The 19,928-nt window shown below is 49.2% G+C and carries 17 protein-coding genes and 1 pseudogene; 6 read left to right on the top strand and 12 right to left on the bottom strand.

What is annotated here, in order from left to right; genetic code table 11:
• Positions 1 to 143: 143 nt before the first annotated feature.
• Together KJS65_RS00535 and KJS65_RS00530 are read right to left on the bottom strand one after the other, a co-directional pair.
• Entirely contained in the window at positions 144 to 1,670 is a 1,527-nt protein-coding gene (locus KJS65_RS00535) for a flotillin lipid rafts scaffold protein FloT (RefSeq protein WP_213648117.1), read from the bottom strand.
• A complete protein-coding gene (locus KJS65_RS00530) occupies positions 1,670 to 2,206 on the bottom strand; it encodes an NfeD family membrane protein (RefSeq protein ID WP_213648116.1) in 537 nt (178 codons plus the stop codon). The genes KJS65_RS00535 and KJS65_RS00530 overlap by 1 nt, the downstream gene beginning before the upstream one ends.
• A gap of 164 nt (positions 2,207 to 2,370) precedes the next feature.
• On the opposite strand from KJS65_RS00530, the gene KJS65_RS00525 reads away from it, so the two are divergent.
• Positions 2,371 to 2,913 (top strand): RNA polymerase sigma factor, encoded by a 543-nt coding sequence (locus KJS65_RS00525; protein WP_213648115.1) that lies wholly within the window; start codon positions 2,371 to 2,373, stop codon positions 2,911 to 2,913.
• Positions 2,900 to 3,859: a DUF4871 domain-containing protein gene (locus KJS65_RS00520; RefSeq protein WP_213648114.1), complete on the top strand. Its 960-nt coding sequence runs from the start codon at positions 2,900 to 2,902 to the stop codon at positions 3,857 to 3,859. Before KJS65_RS00525 ends, KJS65_RS00520 begins: the two co-directional genes overlap by 14 nt.
• Before the next feature lie 95 nt (positions 3,860 to 3,954).
• On the opposite strand, the gene KJS65_RS00515 is transcribed toward KJS65_RS00520, so the two are convergent.
• From KJS65_RS00515 to KJS65_RS00500, 4 genes are all read right to left on the bottom strand, one after another.
• The gene (locus KJS65_RS00515; protein WP_213648113.1) at positions 3,955 to 5,118 is read right to left on the bottom strand and encodes an iron-containing alcohol dehydrogenase; all 1,164 of its coding nucleotides are present in this window, start codon (positions 5,116 to 5,118) and stop codon (positions 3,955 to 3,957) included.
• Positions 5,119 to 5,266: 148 nt separating this feature from the next.
• Positions 5,267 to 6,859 carry a UDP-glucose--hexose-1-phosphate uridylyltransferase gene (locus KJS65_RS00510; protein ID WP_213648112.1) on the bottom strand — a complete coding sequence of 531 codons (1,593 nt, stop codon included), beginning with the start codon at positions 6,857 to 6,859 and terminating at the stop codon, positions 5,267 to 5,269.
• 12 nt (positions 6,860 to 6,871) lie between these two features.
• Complete coding sequence (gene galE / locus KJS65_RS00505; protein ID WP_213648111.1) at positions 6,872 to 7,861, bottom strand: UDP-glucose 4-epimerase GalE; 990 nt, start codon at positions 7,859 to 7,861, stop codon at positions 6,872 to 6,874.
• Position 7,862: 1 nt separating this feature from the next.
• Entirely contained in the window at positions 7,863 to 9,041 is a 1,179-nt protein-coding gene (locus tag KJS65_RS00500; RefSeq protein WP_213648110.1) for a galactokinase, read from the bottom strand.
• 174 nt (positions 9,042 to 9,215) lie between these two features.
• On the opposite strand from KJS65_RS00500, the gene KJS65_RS00495 reads away from it, so the two are divergent.
• A complete protein-coding gene (locus KJS65_RS00495; protein ID WP_213648109.1) occupies positions 9,216 to 10,097 on the top strand; it encodes an AraC family transcriptional regulator in 882 nt (293 codons plus the stop codon).
• Between the two features lie 78 nt (positions 10,098 to 10,175).
• On the opposite strand, the gene mgrA is transcribed toward KJS65_RS00495, so the two are convergent.
• The 4 genes from mgrA to KJS65_RS00475 all read right to left on the bottom strand — a co-directional run bounded on the left by mgrA (position 10,176) and on the right by KJS65_RS00475 (position 13,994).
• Entirely contained in the window at positions 10,176 to 11,180 is a 1,005-nt protein-coding gene (mgrA, locus tag KJS65_RS00490) for an L-glyceraldehyde 3-phosphate reductase (protein ID WP_213648108.1), read from the bottom strand.
• A 113-nt stretch (positions 11,181 to 11,293) separates the two neighbouring features.
• Complete coding sequence (locus KJS65_RS00485) at positions 11,294 to 12,037, bottom strand: NAD-dependent protein deacylase (protein ID WP_213648107.1); 744 nt, start codon at positions 12,035 to 12,037, stop codon at positions 11,294 to 11,296.
• Between the two features lie 187 nt (positions 12,038 to 12,224).
• Complete coding sequence (locus KJS65_RS00480) at positions 12,225 to 12,887, bottom strand: bifunctional 2-keto-4-hydroxyglutarate aldolase/2-keto-3-deoxy-6-phosphogluconate aldolase (protein WP_213648106.1); 663 nt, start codon at positions 12,885 to 12,887, stop codon at positions 12,225 to 12,227.
• Positions 12,888 to 13,025: 138 nt separating this feature from the next.
• Positions 13,026 to 13,994, bottom strand: a complete 969-nt coding sequence (locus tag KJS65_RS00475) for a sugar kinase (RefSeq protein ID WP_213648105.1) — start codon at positions 13,992 to 13,994, stop codon at positions 13,026 to 13,028.
• A gap of 190 nt (positions 13,995 to 14,184) precedes the next feature.
• Here KJS65_RS00475 and KJS65_RS00470 point away from each other — a divergent pair, with 190 nt between their 5' ends.
• The 3 genes and pseudogenes from KJS65_RS00470 (at position 14,185) to ilvD (ending at position 17,591) form a co-directional block, all read left to right on the top strand.
• Positions 14,185 to 15,219, top strand: a complete 1,035-nt coding sequence (locus tag KJS65_RS00470; protein WP_213648104.1) for an acyltransferase family protein — start codon at positions 14,185 to 14,187, stop codon at positions 15,217 to 15,219.
• A gap of 194 nt (positions 15,220 to 15,413) precedes the next feature.
• Positions 15,414 to 15,653: pseudogene (locus KJS65_RS00465) on the top strand (KGG domain-containing protein); the annotation flags it as partial.
• 249 nt (positions 15,654 to 15,902) lie between these two features.
• Positions 15,903 to 17,591: a dihydroxy-acid dehydratase gene (gene ilvD / locus KJS65_RS00460; RefSeq protein ID WP_213648103.1), complete on the top strand. Its 1,689-nt coding sequence runs from the start codon at positions 15,903 to 15,905 to the stop codon at positions 17,589 to 17,591.
• 200 nt (positions 17,592 to 17,791) lie between these two features.
• Here ilvD and KJS65_RS00455 read toward each other — a convergent pair whose 3' ends face one another.
• Both KJS65_RS00455 and KJS65_RS00450 read right to left on the bottom strand, forming a co-directional pair.
• Complete coding sequence (locus tag KJS65_RS00455; protein WP_136606690.1) at positions 17,792 to 18,157, bottom strand: VOC family protein; 366 nt, start codon at positions 18,155 to 18,157, stop codon at positions 17,792 to 17,794.
• Positions 18,158 to 18,332: 175 nt separating this feature from the next.
• Positions 18,333 to 19,751 carry a polysaccharide deacetylase family protein gene (locus KJS65_RS00450; RefSeq protein WP_213648102.1) on the bottom strand — a complete coding sequence of 473 codons (1,419 nt, stop codon included), beginning with the start codon at positions 19,749 to 19,751 and terminating at the stop codon, positions 18,333 to 18,335.
• Positions 19,752 to 19,928 lie beyond the last annotated feature (177 nt).

Raw genomic sequence — 19,928 nt, 5'->3', positions numbered from 1 at the left:
GCCTTCCGTTCTTATATCTAAAAAAGCGCATTCCCAGGAGGGAATGCGCTTTTCCTTTATTTGAATATGTGAGAAACAATGCACGAAACGAAAATGCCATCTTCAACTTCTTGGTTCAGGGATGTGAACTACCGTTTCCGAATCTATTCCTGCGCTGCGCCCGCTTCCAGACTAACCAGCTCATGAGGTGATTGCTGGGCAACCGCCGGAGCAGGTTTCGATTTGCTGGTCAAATTCTTGATCAGACTCTCGACATCGATGCCGGACACATTTTTCAGCATTTCAGGTGCCGTAGACATCAGCTCCGTCACATAGTTGCTCACACGGGCTGCGCCTTCGCCTTTGCCTGTATCGACCACCGTAAGCTTGTCGATCGAGGAGAGCGGCTGGGCGATTTTCCCTGCCAGTTCTGGCAGCATCTTGACGATAATATCGAGCACTGCAGCTTCGCCGAATTTTTGGAAGGCTTCCGCCAGCTTCTCTTTTGCTTCCGCCTCAGCCAAACCGCGCAGCCGGATGACTTCGGCTTCTGCAGTACCTTTGGCCCGCTCTGCATCGGCAACAGCCTGACCTTCCAGACGTTTCTGCTCGGCAGAGGCCCTGGCCTGCGTTTCGATGGAGTATTGCAATGCGTCGGCTTCGCGCATTCTGCGAGCTTTATCCGCTTCAGCCGCCTGTTCAACCGCATAGCGGTCGGCATCCGCCTTTTTCTTCACTTCAGCGTCGTACTGCTTCTGACGTACCACAATTTCTTTTTCCTGCAGATCGATCTCCCGGTCTTTACGAACCAGTTCCACCTTCATCTGCTCTTCTACCATGGTTTGTTTAGCGCGTGCTTCCTGAATATGGTAGGCCTGATCCGCTTCCGCCTTAGCCGTATCCTGATCTTTCTTAAAGGACGCGACCTTAAGCTCTTTCTCCTTCGAGGCTTCCGCAATATTGGTATCCCGCAGCAGCTCCGCCTTCTGACCCTGCTCTTCTGCATTCGCCTTTTGGATCCGTGCATCGCGCACCGCCTCAGCTTCCGCTATTTCGGCATCCCGTTTGACTGCAGCGATCCGCGGTTTACCGAGAGCATCCAGATATCCCTGCTTATCGCGCACATCCTTAATGGTGAAAGATACGATCTGAAGGCCCATTTTCTTCAAATCGCGTGCCGCAACCCCTTGAACCTCCTGCGCGAACTTATCACGGTTCCGATATACTTCCTCTACGGTCATGGAGCCCAGAATCGCACGCAGATGGCCTTCAAGCACTTCCTGTGCCTCGCCTTTCAGCGCTTCAATTGGCTTACCAATGAACTGCTCTGCCGCGGTGGCTACGTCTTCAATGCTGCCTCCAACCTTGATGATCGCTACGCCATCAGCAATAACCGGCACTCCCTGCTCGGTGTATACCTCAGGTGTCGAAACGTCCAGCTTATGGGAAAGCAGCGAAATAAATTCCGATTGCTGGAAGACCGGCAGAATAAATGCGCCGCCCCCACGAACAATTTTAATTTTACGTCCGGAGTCATCCTCCGAGATGTTTTTACTGCCTAAAAAAGATCCCGTCACGATCATGGCCTCATCCGGTCCCACCGTCTTATAGCGTGCCCAGAAAGCCAAACCCAAAACGAAAATAACCCCTACAACAATAATCGGAATAATCAGGTACTCAGGCAAATCCATTAAACAACATCTCCTCTTCTCTCATCTAGATTGGTGACACGAAGTACCCCGTCTTGCACATCCACAACGACTACCCGTGTACCGGCAGACAGCTGGTGGCGCTCAAGGCTTGAAGCAATATGCAGCGTATTTCCGGCACCGAGCTTGATCATGACCTCGCCGTATCCCGTCTCGGGAATCGGAATCGTGACCTCTCCAATGCGGCCGGAAAGCTCGCGGATGGAATACCCGGTGGAATTTTCACTGTTATCCATGGGCTTGACATAAAAAAAGTAGACAAGCGCTGAAATCACAACAGCGATAACCACCGACAGCAAAACCACTACAAAACCGCTCCAGACCGTATAATGCGCCAATAAAATGCCCGCTCCGCCAAACACCGTTACTGCGCTTGCGATGACCATTGGCTTCAGGAAGTCAACTGACATAAAATCGAGCAGCCCGTCGAGTGCATGGCTGACCAGATCGCCCAGCAGCACGCTGACCGCCGCAAACAGGATTCCGCCTGCCAGACAGCTCCAAAACAGCGTTTCCATGGTAGCATCCTCCTAAATATGTTCCAAACTGTCTATATAAAGATATACGTATTAAGGTTCGATCTTGTTTCAAATCTTTCCTGCTTGATAAAATATTGTAAAGATATTTGCAGAATACGGAACTTTATTGCAGGTCAGTTGTCTACTTTACGGGAGGGATGAACATGGATGGCCTGGCTGATCTCATGATTGCCGATGACCCGTATGACGCGCTGCGCGATCTCATGCGCTGTTATTCGCAGGATGTCTGGAACTTCGCCTTTTTCTTAACGAGGAACAGGGAAGCCGCTGACGATATATCACAGGAAGTTTTTTTGAAAGCTTACGAACACTGGAGGGGTTTTGAGAGGCGTAGCTCCCCCAAAACCTGGCTGCTGGCCATGGCTCGCAACTTGAGCCGGAACTGGCTGAAATCCCACAGCGTGAGAAAAGTAGTTCTGATGGAGCAAATTTTTCATCGCAGTATGGTCAGCTCAGCCGAGACAGAATATTTGGACCAGCTGCAAACACAAACCATCTGGCACCATATGTTGCAGCTGCCTGCCAAATACCGGGAGGTGCTGCTTCTCGATGCCCATTACGGAATGGGTTATTCCGATATCGCAGAGCTGCTTGGCATTGCCCAAGGAACGGTCAAATCCCGGATACATCGTGCAAGAAAACGGATGGAGAAAGCGATGAAAGGAGACCTGCATGATGAACAATGAGACGAAACCACAGTGGTACGAACAGCTGAAAACGCCTCCTTTTGAAAAACCGATGTTCACACCTCAAATGGAGCAGCAGGTACTCCAGCAGCGGCTTCGAATGCAAAAGCAGTACCGTGCAGCCAAACAGCTCAAAGCTACCGCTATCATCGGCGTGGCCGTTGTAATGACGGTTGTACTAATTTTGGCCGTCACAGGAAGACTGGGCACGGACAGCTCTACCGATTTGGCTGGACTATGGCTCAAGAATGATGAAGCCAAAGCATGGGAGCCTCATTCGGTGTATATGCAGCACTCCACCCCCTTGATCGAAGCAATCCCCGGAGGTGACTACCAGGCGGGCAATGCATCAAGCTGTTACTGGCTGCTAAATATCCCTTATGAGCAGCTTCAGCAATCAACCATTCAAATCACAGCTACTGAACGGAACACCGGAATGGCAGTGACTGAGCTGCCTGAAACGGCCATTGACCGAACCATGAGCAATAAAGATTCAATTCGGTTCGGTTCCGATTTCGCGCTGCCTTTTGCCGGAACCTGGAGATTCGATGTCATGATTGACGGGCAAAAGAAGGGTGATGTCGTCTTTGACATCCCCGATTCCGATTGGCAGATCGCACCGGATTTTGAGTTTGAAAATTCGGTGATAACCGGAAAAAACATGAGAATGGGATATGTATCCAGCGGCTTTACAGCGGGCAAGCCAAACAAGTTTCTATGGCATTTGTTTAACGTTGAAAAGCTGGCAAAACAAATACGTGTCAATGCAGTCAAGCAGGGTTCCACGGATGTCCTTACCTTGCTGGAAACCAGGCTCAGCGGAAGTGAATGGCATAAAACCCTGCCAAGCTCCATGCAGCTGCCTGAATCCGGACTTTGGAGACTGCTGGTATATGTGGATGACAAGTTTTTTGACAGCATGATTGTTGTGGTGAAGGAGCCATAGAATGAGATATGCAATAAGAACAAATAGGCATACACGAAAAGGACCTCCCGGTCGGGAAGTCCTTTTCGTGTTCTATTGATCGTTGATCGTATATTTTACAGAGACATTTTATAAATTTCTACCACGTCTTCTTTATTCAAGGTTCTGAATTTGCCGAAAGGCCCGAAGCGAACGGTTTTCTCTGCCATCACATCAATTTGGCTATCATCGATGTCATAGTCCGCCAAGCGGCTAGGTGCGCCAATCGAGCTCCAGAAGTCGCTCAATGCCTGAATGCCTTCTTTTCCAACCTCTTCATCAGTTTTGCCGGACGGATCGATATGGAATACATTGACCGCCAGCTGCGTGAAGCGCTCAGGGTTCGTATGAAGGTTATATTTCATCCAGTTCGGGAACAGTATCGCAAGTCCGCCGCCATGTGGAATATCATAAACTGCCGACACGGCATGCTCGATATTATGGGTCGCCCAGTCCCCTGCATAACCCATATTCAGGATACCGTTCAGGGCCATCGTTCCGCAGTACATAATCGTTGAACGGTCCTCGTAATTTTCCAGATCATCGATCAGACGTGGTGCAGTGTCAATAACCGTGCGCAGGATCGTTTCGCAGAAACCGTCTTGTACCGGGGTGTTCCGCTCGGTATGGAAATAATGCTCCAGCACGTGGGACATCATATCCACCATGCCATAGACCGTTTGATCTTTAGGCAGCGTGAAGGTGTTAACCGGATCCAGAATTGAAAACACAGGGAAAGCATGGGGACTGCCCCAGCCCATTTTCTCCTGCGTCTTCTCGTTGGTAATGACCGAACCCGCATTCATCTCGGAGCCGGTTGCCGCAATAGTAAGGACGGTACCCAGCGGAAGTGCATCTTTGGCCGCTGCTTTGCGCTCTACAAAGTCCCACATATCTCCGTCATATTTGGCACCCACGGCAATGGCTTTCGCACAGTCGATGACACTGCCGCCGCCAACCGCCAGAATAAGGTCAATATTTTTCTCACGACACAGGTCTACACCCTTATGTACCGTGGACAAGCGTGGATTGGGTTCAACGCCGCCGAGTTCTGTCACCTCTGCGCCGATTTCCTTCAATAGGCCGTTTACATGATCGTACAGGCCGCTGCGCTTAATGCTGCCGCCACCGTAAACGAGCAGAACGTTCTTGCCATACTTCGGTACTTCTGTCTTTAATGTATCAAGCTTACCTTTGCCAAAGATGAGCTTGGTCGGATTATGGAATTCAAATGGATTCACGTAAAATCGCCTCCAGGTCAAATAAATAGATACTACCCATTTATTATAACCCTCAGTGCGGACAAGAAACAAACCGCCCTTATCCGAATACACGGAAATGAACGGTTTGTATGATTAATGCCTTGACAGCTATGCAATTAAAAGGAAATTAATGAGCCTGAACACATCCAATATGCGAAACAAATCGGTGGAACGCTTCCTTGCCCGCCTGGGTTCTCTTATAAACACCTGCATGACCGAGTATTTCAACAAAAATGCTGCCAACTTCGGACTGGACGAGCTTCCATGCTTCTTCCTTGCTGCGTTCCGTGCCAAACTTTGCAATGAGCTGTTCAATCCAAGGCTGATGCAGCTTCAAGGCATGATCCTTCTGGTCCATCATAGCATCGTACAGATCGCTGTCACCTGCAAGAATATCAGAAGTAAGATCCAGCTCCTCTTTCAGCCTTCCGGGCAAAATTGCGAGTCCCATCACTTCGATCAGGCCGATATTTTCCTTTTTAATATGATGCATCTCTTCATGCGGATGGAAAATACCTGCGGGATACTCCTCACTGGTACGGTTGTTCCGGAGCACCAGATCCATTTCATAGCTACCATCCGGTGTTCGATGCACGATCGGGGTTACCGTGTTATGTGGTATCTTTTCCCCATTCTCTTCGCTGAATGCCAGGATATCAACTTCCGGATCACTGTACTGCTTCCACGATTCATAAATCATATCCGCCAGCTCGAGCAGGACGCCGCTGTCTTGTCCGGTCAGACGGAGTACGGACATCGGCCATTTCACGATACTCACCGACACACCCGAGTAGTCCGAATGAGTGAATACCGCTTCCTTCGGCGCATTTTGAATCGGGAACGTATGCCGCCCCCCTTGAAAATGGTCATGGGTCAGGATGGATCCGCCCACGATCGGAAGATCGGCGTTCGAGCCGATAAAGTAATGCGGATACAGGTTCACAAATGCCAGGAGCCGCCTCAGACTGTCTTTGGTGAGCTTCATCGGCACATGATTATGATGGAACACAATGCAGTGCTCGTTATAATACACATAAGGCGAGTACTGAAATAACCACGGTTCTCCGTTCAGCGCAAGCGGAATTGCACGAAGATTCTGCCGTGCGGGATGGTTTACCCGTCCTGCATATCCGACGTTTTCGCGGCATAGCTGGCATTTAGGATACACCGGTGGCGGCAGCAGCTTCGCCATGGCGATTTCCTTCGGACTTTTTTCCGGCTTGGATAAATTAATCGTCATTTCGATAGTACCGTATTCCGATTCATGCTCCCAATACACGTTTTTGTTAACCCGATCCATACGGATGTAGTTGGAATCAATCGATAGCTGGTAAAAGCGTTCCGTTGCTGCCTCGATGCCCTGAGCTGCTTCCAATCTTTCGAACTCCCGGATCACCTCGGAAGGCCGTGCCATAAGATTGCCCATAATTTTGGCATCCAGCAGATCGCGGTACGTGTCCGTGTTCTCCGGAATGAGGCCGATACCGAAACCGTAATCAATCAATACATCCAGTGCGGGCTGCGGCCCTTCCAGACGCTCCAATGCCTCATCTCCCATAAAGGGCTCGCTGAAACCAAACAGCTCGAGCAGGAGATTGCGGCTGTAATCTTCATCCAGTGGTTCGATTAGTCTCCGTTCCAGCGCGAAGCTTACGAGCAGATCGATTGCTTTAAGGGCTTCATGCTGCGGTGTTGTTCTGGTTGCTTCAGATGCGTTCAATGCTCTTCCCCCTTACTCTTCTCCGTAGCCTTGCGGATGGCTCTGATGCCAGCTCCATGCGCTTTGAATGATGTCTTCCAGTTTTTCGCGGGACGGGTTCCAGCCGAGCACTTCCCTGGCTTTTTGAGAAGATGCGACCAGCACTGCCGGATCACCGGCACGCCGTGCTTGCATGACCACAGGAATATCTAAACCCGTCACCTTCTTCGCCGTTTCGATGACATCCTTCACCGAGAACCCTTCGCCGATTCCGAGGTTGAATACATTGCTGCTTTCTCCTTTGCGCAGATAATCAACGGCACGGAGATGGGCGTCGGCCAAATCGCTCACATGAATGTAGTCACGAACGCAGGTTCCGTCCTCCGTCGGATAATCGTCGCCAAACACCGCAATACTTTCCCGCTGCTTCAGTGCCGTTTGCAGCACGAGCGGAATCAAATGGCTTTCCGGGCGGTGATCCTCACCAATTTTTCCGCCGTCATGCGCACCCGCCGCATTGAAATATCGCAGAGCCACATATTTGATACCAAGTACTTGATCAAACCAGGACATCATCCGTTCCATCATGAGCTTGGTTTCCCCATATACGTTGGTCGGCTGTGTGCGGTCGTTTTCCATAATCGGTACGCGTTCCGGCTCGCCGTACGTCGCCGCTGTGGAGGAAAATACGATGTTACGCACATTCGCAGCATCCATTGCTTCCAGCAGGCATAGTGTACCGTATACGTTGTTGTCGTAATATTTCACCGGTTTCTGCATGCTCTCCCCGACAAGTGAATTGGCAGCAAAGTGGATAACAGCATCAATATTATTTTCGCTGAAAAGCTTCGCCAGCAGCTCCTTGTCTCTCAGATCACCTTCATAGAGCTTGCCGCCCAGCAGCGCATTCCGATGCCCCGTTTGCAGATAATCGAGTACAACAACCTCTTCGCCGCGTTCCAATAAAGCCGCTACCGTGTGGGAGCCGATATATCCCGCTCCGCCTGTCACCAATATAGCCATCTTATTTGTCCTCCTTCAGCTCTTTTACGCCGTCGCCGGTTCCACAAACATAGAATTCAGCCTTGAGTCCTGTACGCTCCTGGTAGGCTTGGCCTACTTGCTGCACGAACTGCTCTACCGAATCCTCATGCACGAGAGAAACTGTGCAACCCCCAAAGCCTGCTCCTGTCATACGGGCTCCAAGTGTTCCGGGAATGCGCTGCGCTTCTTCAACCATGGCATCAAGCTCTTCACAGCTCACCTCGTATAAATAACGCAATGATTCATGCGATTCGTTCATCAGCTTGCCGAATTGATCCAGATCATTATTTTTCAAAGCTTCCACAGAATCGAGCACCCGTTGGTTTTCCTCAACGACATGCTTCGCCCGCCGTCTGACCGTTTCATCCAGAATATGATCCTGCAGTGTTTCATACTGATCCGGTTTCAGCTGTGCCAAATATTTGAGTGCATGAATATCCTTCTTCAGAATCTCCAAGGCCGCTTCACACTGCTGTCTGCGCTCATTGTAAGCCGAATCCACCAGGCCTCTGCGTTTGTTGGTATTGCCGATAACAATTTTATAAGCACCCGTACGGAATGGTACATGCGTATATTCAAGCGTATCGCACATCAGCAAAATCGCATGATCCTGCTTGCCGTTAGCTACGGCAAACTGATCCATAATGCCGCAGTTCACGCCAACATATTGATTTTCTGCCCGCTGCGAAAGCAGCGAAATTTTTACCGTGTCTGTGTCACAGCCCTCCATCGTTTGCAGTGCAAATGCCGTCACCACTTCAATGGAAGCTGAGGAAGATAGGCCTGCGCCATTGGGGATCTCTCCATGATAGAGCAGGTCATAGCCTGTCGTGACCGGACAGCCGGATTTTTTATTTTCTACCATCACGCCAACCGCATAATCTACCCATTCACCGGTTTTTTCCTTGCCCAGCTCCTTCAGGCTGAATTCCTTTTCATATGGAAAATTGGTTGTTGCGAGGTGGATCTTTTCATCATCACGCCGGCGCGCCAGCAATGTCGTTCCGAATTCAAGGGCTGCGGGAAGGACATAACCTCCGTTATAATCGATATGCTCCCCGATCAAATTCACACGGCCCGGAGCAAAAAATACCTCCACGTCATGCTTGCTGTCTCCGTACTTTTCGATAAACTGCTTTTTAAGTAATTCTGTTTTCATTTGTGATGCACCATCCTTTCCTTATGGTTACTTCCTGACTTTATTATAGAAAAAAGCGCTGCCTTTCGTAATGCAATTATGTTTGTTCTATATGGATATATGTGACCTCAAAGATTATAATAGCAATATCCTTCATCTATCATTACCCACCTTAATAAAAAAGGAGTCTTTTTTATGGCAGTTCAGGAAAGCTACAGCGTGGCATCCAATCCGGTTTATCATGATAAAAGCCCTCTGCATGTGCTGTTTGCCGGCGAAAGCCAGACCAAGCCGCTGCATATCGTCGGACCAAAAATATATGACTACTATCTGCTTCACTACGTGGAAAGCGGTAGGGGGATGTTTCGCTCTGAACATCATACCTATGAGCTGGGAGAAGGAAGCTGTTTCCTCATTCATCCAGGCCGGCTTGTCAGCTACGCTTCGGATGCAAATGATCCCTGGCGCTACCGCTGGACTGCTTTTTCCGGGAGCGAGGCCCAGGCGCTTGCAGACTCAGCCGGCTTCTCCGGCGGGCAATCCGTTCTTTTCACAAGCAGCGGCAGCCTTATCCCCTCATCAATCAAACGGATAGCCGATGTCTTTTACAGTAAAAAGGAAAGTGCTGACATGGCTGCACTTGGTTATCTCTATCTTATTTTTTCCGAAGCCAGGGAGATTCTGACCAGCGAAATCCGTCTGACAGGAACCGAATCTCAGGTGCAGAGGACCGTTAAGCAAATGATCCACTATATGTCCGCTCAATATGCGCATCCCGTATCGATTGAACAAATGTGTGAAAGCCTCGGCTACAACCGCGCGTACCTATCCCGGATATTCAAAAAAGAGACCGGCATGTCTCCTGTTACGTATCTCCTAAAGCTCCGGATCGACAAGTCGCGCCAACTGCTCAGAGAAAGGCCGGAGCTCTCGATTGAACAGGTCGCAGCCTCAGTCGGGCTCACCGATGCCTTATACTTTTCGCGTCAGTTTAAGCGGCTGTGCGGCCATGCTCCGAGCCATTATCGTACACTCGTCGCAACCTCCCCCTCCTCCCTGCATGACTGTCTCTATTAACCCGCAATTTCATTCCATTCACAAAATAAGCCCGCATACTCCATCAGGAGCATGCGGGCTGGGTCATGAGCAGGATATTTATGACTCGCTTTCCGTTTTCAAAATCGCCTCGATACGGTCCAGCTCTTCGCTGCTAAACTCGAGATTTTTCAGGGCGGCGACGTTATCTTCAATCTGGCTGACACGGCTGGCGCCAATCAAGGCAGAAGTGACTTTGCCTCCGCGAAGCGCCCAAGCCAGTGCAAGCTGCGCCAGACTTTGACCGCGGGCCGCCGCAAGCTGGTTCAATGCGCGTATTTTACGTTGAACCTCAGGTGTAATATCATTGACGTTTAAAAATACGGATGAACTCGCAGCCCGGGAATCCTCCGGAACGCCATTCAAATATTTATTGGTGAGCAGTCCTTGTTGAAGAGGTGTGAAAGCAATGCTGCCCACACCGTTCTCATCAAGCACGTCCTGCAGGCCGTTCTCAATCCAGCGGTTGAGCATCGAGTAGCTAGGCTGGTGAATAAGCAGCGGGGTCCCTAAAGATTTTAGTATCGATATGGCTTCCGCCGTCTTCTCGGCCGTATAGTTAGAAATGCCGACATATAACGCCTTGCCGGAACGCACGATATGATCCAGTGCCATCATGGTTTCCTCAAGCGGCGTGTTCGGATCGAATCGATGGGAATAGAAAATATCAACATAATCCAGATCCAACCGTTTCAGGCTTTGATCAAGGCTGGAAATCAGATTTTTACGGGAGCCCCACTCGCCATAAGGTCCCGGCCACATATAATATCCGGCTTTGGAGGAGATGATCAGCTCATCCCGATAGCCCTTCAAGTCCTGCTTGAGAATTCTTCCGAAGGTTTCCTCGGCGGAGCCGGGAGGCGGGCCATAATTATTCGCCAAATCAAAATGGGTAATGCCCAGATCAAACGCTCGCGTGACCATATTGCGGGCATTCTCAAACGTATCCACTCCGCCGAAATTATGCCAAAGGCCAAGAGATATGGCCGGAAGCTTGAGTCCCGACCGGCCGCAGCGGTTATAAACCATCTCTTCATACCGTGCTTCGCTAGGTGTATATACCATTGCAATCCGCCTTTCTATGATAAGGTGCCATTACTTAGAAAATATCATATCTCTTTTGCGCCTGCTTTGACAAGAAACCGATTACAAGGCTCGTTGAACCGCGTTTGATACCATCAGATGCCGAGAATTCGACTAACCTGATCCATAACTTCACCAATTTTATCATTGATCAACAGGTTGGCCCTCTGATCATAAGGCGTCGGGTCCATATTGAGCAGCACCGAACGCGGCCCTTCATAATAAGAAACAAGCTCTGCTGCTGGATGAACCGTCAATGACGTCCCTCCGACGATGAGCAGATCCGCATTCGTGATCGCATCCATGGAGCTGATGAGCACCTGCTGATCAAGTGCTTCCTCATAAAGAACCACATCCGGTTTCACGATTCCTTGGCAAAATGGGCAACGCGGTACCAGATGCTTGCTGGCCATCACCTGCTCCAGTCCGAAAAAGCGTCTGCAGCCCATACAATAATTACGGTGCACCGAGCCATGCAGCTCAAGAACCTCTTTACTGCCTGCCTTTTGATGCAGTCCATCGATATTTTGCGTCACCACGGCCTTCAGCTTCCCCTGTTCCTCCAGCTTAGCCAAAAGCCGGTGGCAGCCGTTCGGCTGGGCGTCCGGATGAAGCATTTTGCTGCGGTAAAAATCAAAAAAGATTTCGGGCATTTTGACGAAAAAAGAGCGGCTGAGCATAAGCTCGGGTGGATAAGGAGAATGCTGCTCGGTTTGGTACAAGCCTGCGGCGGAGCGGAAATCGGGAATGCCACTCTCTGTAGAGGAACCCGCTCCGCCAAAAAAGACGATATTATCACTCTGTTCAATCCAAGAGGCTAATGTTTCAATCTTCTGCACTTTCTGTGCACCTCCACATATGATCGGGTTCCATGCCCTTGCTTTCTAATTTTTTTCGATTTCGATAAAGTAATGGATACATGATCAGCCTGCCTCCCATGGGGACGGCAGGCTGACTTCATAAGCCGCTTTGACACGGCCGAGCTGCCGCATTGCCCTCGAGGGCTTTTTTCACGTTTAACGATCTCTACTGTTTGGCGTCACGGTAAGCTTGCATATATTGCTGAGCTTTATCACGCACCAGTTCCATATTTCCAGTCTTTATCGCGTCGTTTGTTAAATCCGATCCGATCCCAACGGCTACAGCCCCGCCATGGATCCAATCTTTCAGATTGGAAAGCGAAACTCCGCCTGTCGGCATAAAGTTAGCCTGCGGCATAGGACCCTTCATTGTCTTGATAATTCCCGGTTCATACAAATTACCCGGGAACAGCTTAACAATATCGACCCCAAGCTCCAGCGCATGCTGGACTTCGGCTATGGTCATGACGCCAGGCATAATTGGTATGCGGTACAGATTGCATATTTTAACCGTTTCTGGATTGAGCGAAGGCCCTACCACAAACTCGGCACCCGCCATCATTGCAGCACGTGCAGTCTGAGGCTCCAGCACGGTGCCTGCTCCAATCACAGCAAATTTTTCGGGATCACTGGTTTTCCAGCTGTACAAGCGGCTCAGCTTCTCAATCGCCTGGAGTGCGCCTGGTACTGTCAATGTCACTTCAATAACTTTAATTCCACCGGCAATGGCCGCTTCCGCCATGGCGAAAACCTGATCCGCAGAATCGCCCCGCAGCACAGCCACAACGCCGTTATCGATAATCTTCTGTAATACCTGGAGTTTTTTCACAATCAAACGCTCCTTTTCACTCATTATATGGAAATCCCGCCGGGATGTCTATCGATTGCAGCGATGGCTGAATATGTCAGGAATTTCACAATAATACCCATTGAATTATGTAACATCTTAAAATCTTGCAGAACCAAATTATCTTTCAATATGCGTCTTACGCTCAAGCTTTGCTTCCACCTGCTCCCAGGTTGGTAGCGCTTCCCAATCTCCCACGGCTTGAATGACCATGGAGCCCATCAGGTTGCCAAGGCGCACGGCTTCCACCGTTGTTTGTCCCTTAAGCAGTCCGGCAATGAAGCCCGCACAGAAGCCATCGCCCGCCCCGACAGTGTCCAACACCTGATCCGCTTTAAAATAAGGAACTTCCGTCAGGGTACCATGCTCCAATACATAGGTCAACTCCGGTCCGCCCTTAATAATGGAAACTGCATTCAGACGGGACAGCTCGGCAAAAACAGCCTCATCCTCTTCCACATCGTAAAGAAGCTTCAATTCATCCAGCCCCGGCAGGAAGTAATCTGCTTTCTCAGCTAATCGCAAGAGAACGCTGCGCGCTTCTTCCAGCGTCCACAGCTTGAGCCGCAAGTTGGGATCAAAGCTGACTTTGACTCCGGCGCTTCGCGCAATATCCATGGCTCTTTCCACACAAGCTAAAGCCGAAGGACTAATGGCTGCTGTAATTCCCGTCACGTGAAGTATTTTCGAGCCCTGAATATATGAAGCGTCCAGATTCTCTGCCTTCATTTGACTTGCAGCCGAAGCTTTACGGTAATAATATACCGAAGACTTTCCTGCTGTGTTTTCACGGATCATCAGGCCTGTCGGAGCCTCGCTGCTCAGAACAGCACGCGACACATCAACGCCTTCGCCACGTATCGCTTTATATATCATCGTCCCGATCGGATCGCTGCCAAGCGCACCGAACCAGCCTGCGCGATGTCCTAACCGGGCAACTCCAATAGCCACATTGCTTTCTGCCCCGCCAAATGACTTGTTCAGAGTAGAAGCATACTCCAATCCCCGGGAGTCTTGTGCCGTAAACAATCCCATGCTTTCGCCGAAAGTAACCAGTTCAGGTGCCAAAAGTGCTGTGTCCTGCTGCATAATAGTCCCCTCTCCGTTTTTAAAGTCTGTACCTATTGTCAGCGGATGAGGTTTTGTTGTCAATATGTAACAATTTCATCGCTTTGACACACTTAGATTGAATGTTAGCGTTTTCTCTTGTGATTAAAATCACAATACCTCCTTTCAAAGCGTAGTATTTTTAAAGTGAAAGAAAATGGAGGGAATCATCATGGAGAAGACATTAGCCAAACAGGGAGAAACCTACTTTTTGAATCTACGGTTCGTATTGATCCTGACCGTTTTTATAGGAAACGCCATCGAGCCGCTCATTCGTCAAATGGACGGTATACATGCGCTATATTTGTGGATATTCACTTTTCATATGCCGCTGTTTGTATTCGTGACCGGGTACTTTGCCAAAGGCGGACTCAGGGGCGCCAGGGGACGCAATACACTGCTGCAAATCGGCCTGCAGTATATCATTTTTCAAAGCCTGTACTCGTTTCTGGATCTTACGGTCTTTCAATTACAGAACATTCATCATTCGTTTTTTGCCCCTTACCTGCTGCTCTGGTTTCTCGCGAGTCATGTAGGATGGCGCCTGCTGACCTTAGGGATGCATAAATTAAGCCCGGCAGCACAGATTACTCTCTCGCTGATTTTGGGCGTACTGGTCGGCTATATCCAGTTGGACGGAGCTTGGCTGAGCTTTAGCCGGACATTTGTATACCTTCCCTTCTTTGTCATTGGCTATCATTTTTCGTTTCCGACCCTTGTGCAATTTTTCACCAAGCAAAAAAAGAGAATCGCTGCTGCTGCATCGGCCCTTCTCTTCATCATTATCGCCCTGTGGGGACTGCATATGCCGGAAGGCTGGCTCTTTGGCAGCATGACCTACCTTCAGCTCGGACATCAGGAATGGTACGCCGGATTGTACCGGATCGCCCTTTACGGCCTCCAATTGATATCGGGTGCTGCATTTCTGGCTTGGGTACCTTTCCGGGAGAGCCAATTGACCGATCTGGGACGCCGTACATTGTATGTATTCCTCCTCCACGGCTTTATCATCCGCTTGGCCGCCAAGTCGGGGTTGTATAGCTACATCCACCATCCAGCGGCAGCACTTCTGCTCATCGCCGGGGCCATTTTGCTGACCATCGCTCTCGCCCAGCCTGTCGTGCGAAAACTAGCACATCCAGTGATTGAGCCGCCGGTGACGTGGATTATTCGACTGGAGCGTTTCGCTTTGGGCAGACCGCTGTAAAAGTTATTGCTTCATATCAAGAAAACAGCATTTTGATAAAAATGATGACTAAGTGCATGGCAAAACAGTTCAAGGATACAAGCAAGTTATTTACCAATGATTGCATAAATTAATTGTTTCACTCCATTTAGAAGGTGGTAAGTAAATGATGCGCGCAACAATAACAAAAAACGACTACCAAGGAGTGATTTGTAATGGCACGTAATAATAACGGTAAAATGAGCAGAGAAGAAGCTGGACGTATGGGTGGAGAAGCAACCGCTAAGAACCATGACAAAGACTTCTATCAGGAAATCGGTAAAAAAGGCGGAGACGCAACTTCCAAATCCCATGATAAAGATTTTTATCAGGAAATCGGCCGCAAAGGCGGAGAAGCTACTTCCGATTCCCATGACAAGGATTTCTATAAAGAAATCGGCCGCAAAGGCGGAAAAAACTAATATAAGCTTGCGTGAAGTATAACAACGGCTGAAAAAAGGCATCTTCCATCCGTATGAGGATTGGGAATGCCTTTTTTCTTGCTATTAACAGCTCCTGACAGCTCTCAAGCCTTTATTCGTCGCTAGAAAAACCTCTCATTTTGTGATAGACTCATTTAAAATCGTTTATTCGGGCACTTCTTTCGGTAACCGCGCTAAAGCGAGATGGGTTTATACATTCACTAAATAGGGGGAAGAGACATCATGGCAGCTAATAAAATGCGTTCAGACATGATCAAAAAAGGCTTCGACCGCGCTCCGCACCGCAGTCTGCTGCGTGCAGCCGGCGTAAAAGAAGAGGATTTCGGCAAACCGTTTATCGCGGTGTGTAACTCCTATATCGACATCGTTCCTGGGCATGTGCATCTGCAGGAATTCGGCAAGATCGTGAAGGAAGCGATCCGCGAAGCTGGCGGTGTTCCTTTCGAATTCAACACCATCGGCGTTGATGATGGCATTGCAATGGGCCATATCGGTATGCGCTACTCCCTTCCAAGCCGCGAGATTATTGCGGATTCCCTGGAAACCGTCGTTTCCGCTCACTGGTTTGACGGCATGGTCTGCATTCCAAACTGCGACAAAATTACACCAGGCATGCTGATGGGCGCGCTGCGCGTTAACATTCCGACTATTTTTGTCAGCGGTGGACCGATGAAAGCTGGCGTAGACAGCAAAGGTCGCAAACTTTCCCTGACATCAGTATTTGAAGGCGTCGGCGCTCACCAGGTTGGCAAAATCACGGACGATGAGCTGATGGAACTCGAACAATACGGTTGTCCGACCTGCGGTTCCTGCTCCGGCATGTTTACGGCCAATTCCATGAACTGTCTGGCAGAAGCTCTTGGCCTCGCGATGCCGGGTAACGGAACCATCCTCGCCGTCGCTGAAGAGCGTAAAGAATTCGTTAAGCAATCGGCGCGCCAGCTGATGGAACTCGTGAAAATGGATCTCAAACCACGTGACATTGTCACCCGCGAATCGATCGACAATGCTTTCGCACTGGATATGGCCATGGGCGGATCCACCAACACCGTACTGCATACCCTGGCACTTGCACAGGAAGCAGGCATCGACTATCCGCTGGAGCGGATTAACGAAGTCGCAAACCGCGTACCTCATATTTCGAAGCTGGCACCTGCTTCCGATTACTTCATCGAAGACGTTCATATTGCGGGCGGCGTAAGCGCCGTGCTGCACGAGCTTCTCAAAAAACCGGATGCATTGTTTGGCGATTGCATGACCGTAACCGGCAAAACGATCGCTGAGAACGTGGCCGGCTGCGAAATTCAAGATAAGAATGTCATTCATCCAATCGATCAGCCTTACTCCGAGCGCGGTGGTCTGGCCGTATTGTACGGCAACCTGGCTCCGGAAGGTTCGATCATTAAAGTCGGTGCTGTTGATGCCTCGGTTGGTGGCTACCATAAAGGTCCAGCCATCTGCTTCGACTCCCAGGAGCAAGCTCTCGAAGGCATCGCGAACGGCAAAGTCAAGGAAGGCATGGTCGTTGTTATCCGTTATGAAGGTCCTAAGGGCGGACCGGGCATGCCGGAAATGCTGGCTCCAACTTCCCAGATCGTGGGCATGGGACTCGGCGCCAAAGTCGGTTTGATTACCGACGGACGTTTCTCCGGCGCATCCCGCGGCATCAGCATCGGCCATATTTCTCCGGAAGCTGCCGAAGGCGGACCGATCGCTTTCGTTCATGACGGAGACATCATCGAGCTTGACCTGAACAACCGGAAGATCGAACTGCTGGTGAGCGAAGAAGAAATGGCTTCCCGCCGTACCAACGAGTGGAAGGACTTTGAGCCGAAAGTAAAAACAGGCTATCTCGCCCGTTATTCCAAGCTTGTCACCAACGCAAGCCAAGGCGGCGTCTTAAAGATCTAATATAATATCTTCTCATAGAAAGGGGAGTACTACCGGTATCTCAGAACGGTGGTACTCCCCTTCTTCATGTCTGCATATAAAAAAGATGCCGCCGATCCGTAGATAAATCCACTTTAGGAGCACCTCTTGATATAAAACTGATTACAAAGACATTCGCAGTTGACTACATTCGAATGACCCTATTTCAGTGATCGTTAAGATTATTTTCCAACTAAAACAAACACATTTCCATCGGGAGCTTGCATAATAGCGACATGCCCTGATTCCGTCTCAAAAGGCAAGCCAATCCACTCGATCTCTTCATGCTTGCTCAATTCGTTGTATGTTTCCTGCACATCATCAACAAGGATTTCAATTTCGGTAGACTGATTCTGAGGGTGATTGCTGAGAACGAGTTCAGAACTGTTAAGCTCTGGGAATACCAATCCGACCAGCGTCCATATAAACCCACTATCCAGAACTCGTTCAATTCTCCAATTCTCTTTCAGCCCCATGATGGTATAGAATGCCAAAGATTTATCGATATCCTTTGTATGAATACATACGCATTCCAGCTTCTTAAACATCGGAAGATCCCCTCCTCACCATATCAGAACAAATGTTCCTATGAACCAATATTATTCTATTATTAGTGGGAATGCAAGTATTAATTTCTATAAAATAGAAAATGCAGTTTAAGGGAATACATATAAAAGAGCTCCGCAAGCATTTGGCTTACGGAGCTCTTATCGTATAAATAAATTAGATGGCGGGTGTGGAACTTTCCAGTCCTTGTGCCGAGGCGCTCAAGCTGAGGTCATTATTATCAGCAGTTTGTTCCGGTTGATTCCCTCTTTCGCGTTTCATTTCATGATGAGGGCGGTGGGATCCATTTTCAGCATACCGTTCCATTAAGACACTAATAGGCATTAAGATCATTTTAGGAATCAACCGTTGTGTATGTTCCTTAAGACGAGATTGTCCAGACGGATGAATGACGCTTAATAAAAATTTCAAATAGAGCTGTGATGATCTTGCAAAAAGCCCGTCCTTCAAATCAAGAACCTGAAATCCGAACTGCTGTGGTCCGCGATTTACCATGGTGACACCATAAAGAGCTTTGGCATTTTTCGCACCTGCAATCCCCATCACTTGATGGGCCAATACCGGCAGCTCCTTCTCCATCGAGCGAATCATTTGTATAGCCAAATGCACCGTCGAGCGCGACCTGATTCCAAAGCGGAAAAGCTTCTCATTATCAAAATGCAGTTCTACGACTTTATCGCCCTTTTGAAGCAGCTCCCCATCATCCAGCTCAACGGTCTGACCACTGTATTTTCGCAGCCGGTAATGGAGAAAGGGATTCTGAGGATTGACCGTTTTAAGCCGGAACACTTTGTGAAAAATCGTTTCCCAAATCAGCCATAGCTTGACGACAGCAAGTTTGCCGCGGGAAAGCTTCTTTTCAGGAGCATTTTCCTTGGCCTTAATCATTTCGTCAACCCGGATACTCTTCAGTCCGCGTTGTTCTGCTTCTTGCAGCACACGTTCCAGAGCAATCAACATCTGCTGCGGAGCATCGGGATTCGCACCTGCCGTCGTGCCGCAATCATGAAGAAGAAGTACCTCTCCCGGCTGAAGCTTACTCAGAATCCGCTCCGTTAACCGGTCAGCACCGATTCTTTCTCTCCAATCCCCAAACATGGCGGACCAGAGCACAATTTTAAACTTGCCGCCGCGCTTCTTCAAATCGAAGAGATTGACGATTCCCCATGGCGGACGGTAATACGATGTACGCTCTCCGGTGATGGAGTGAATAATCTTATCCGTCTTCATAATTTGCTTGGTTACGGTCGCCGGCCGCATCAGCCAGTTCGACTTGTGAATGTAATTATGAATGCCGATAAGATGACCTTCGTCATGCATTCGTTTTACGAGCTCCGGATTGTTCTCGGCATGCGTTCCAACGACGAAAAAGGTCGCCTTTGCATCATACCGCTTCAATAAGTCCAGCAGCTTGGGCGTATACACCGCGTCAGGCCCGTCATCAAAGGTCAGGGCATATTCATGCTCACCGCTGCCTTTCCGGAAAACACGGAACCCGAAAATACGGGTGATGAGTCCGGGAATAAACGCATAAAAAGATGAAATATAAAACAACCAAAGCAGCAAAGTCTGCATGTCATAATCCCCACTTTTCTCTGATTGACTTTGACTTGCCGAAAGGCAGGTTACTCTATAGAATGAACTAAGAGCGGAAGGCTGTTACCAGTATAGGAAACCCGTCTCATTTCTGCATAAAAAATCAAACGTTCGATGAAAAATATAAAGACGCTATCTTTTATTTTATCACAGCCA

It is taken from the genome of Paenibacillus sp. J23TS9, assembly GCF_018403225.1.
GTDB lineage: Bacteria > Bacillota > Bacilli > Paenibacillales > Paenibacillaceae > Paenibacillus_AQ.
This window is presented reverse-complemented; position numbering and strand designations above follow the sequence as displayed.

Excerpts from the sequence above, each read along its gene's own strand:
- KJS65_RS00535 (WP_213648117.1), bottom strand. The coding sequence starts at position 1,670 with ATGGATTTGCCTGAGTACCTGATTATTCCGATTATTGTTGTAGGGGTT.
- KJS65_RS00530 (WP_213648116.1), bottom strand. The coding sequence starts at position 2,206 with ATGGAAACGCTGTTTTGGAGCTGTCTGGCAGGCGGAATCCTGTTTGCG.
- KJS65_RS00525 (WP_213648115.1), top strand. The coding sequence starts at position 2,371 with ATGGATGGCCTGGCTGATCTCATGATTGCCGATGACCCGTATGACGCG.
- KJS65_RS00520 (WP_213648114.1), top strand. The coding sequence starts at position 2,900 with ATGATGAACAATGAGACGAAACCACAGTGGTACGAACAGCTGAAAACG.
- galE (WP_213648111.1), bottom strand. The coding sequence starts at position 7,861 with ATGGCTATATTGGTGACAGGCGGAGCGGGATATATCGGCTCCCACACG.
- KJS65_RS00500 (WP_213648110.1), bottom strand. The coding sequence starts at position 9,041 with ATGAAAACAGAATTACTTAAAAAGCAGTTTATCGAAAAGTACGGAGAC.
- KJS65_RS00495 (WP_213648109.1), top strand. The coding sequence starts at position 9,216 with ATGGCAGTTCAGGAAAGCTACAGCGTGGCATCCAATCCGGTTTATCAT.
- mgrA (WP_213648108.1), bottom strand. The coding sequence starts at position 11,180 with ATGGTATATACACCTAGCGAAGCACGGTATGAAGAGATGGTTTATAAC.
- KJS65_RS00475 (WP_213648105.1), bottom strand. The coding sequence starts at position 13,994 with ATGCAGCAGGACACAGCACTTTTGGCACCTGAACTGGTTACTTTCGGC.
- KJS65_RS00470 (WP_213648104.1), top strand. The coding sequence starts at position 14,185 with ATGGAGAAGACATTAGCCAAACAGGGAGAAACCTACTTTTTGAATCTA.
- ilvD (WP_213648103.1), top strand. The coding sequence starts at position 15,903 with ATGGCAGCTAATAAAATGCGTTCAGACATGATCAAAAAAGGCTTCGAC.
- KJS65_RS00455 (WP_136606690.1), bottom strand. The coding sequence starts at position 18,157 with ATGTTTAAGAAGCTGGAATGCGTATGTATTCATACAAAGGATATCGAT.
- KJS65_RS00450 (WP_213648102.1), bottom strand. The coding sequence starts at position 19,751 with ATGCAGACTTTGCTGCTTTGGTTGTTTTATATTTCATCTTTTTATGCG.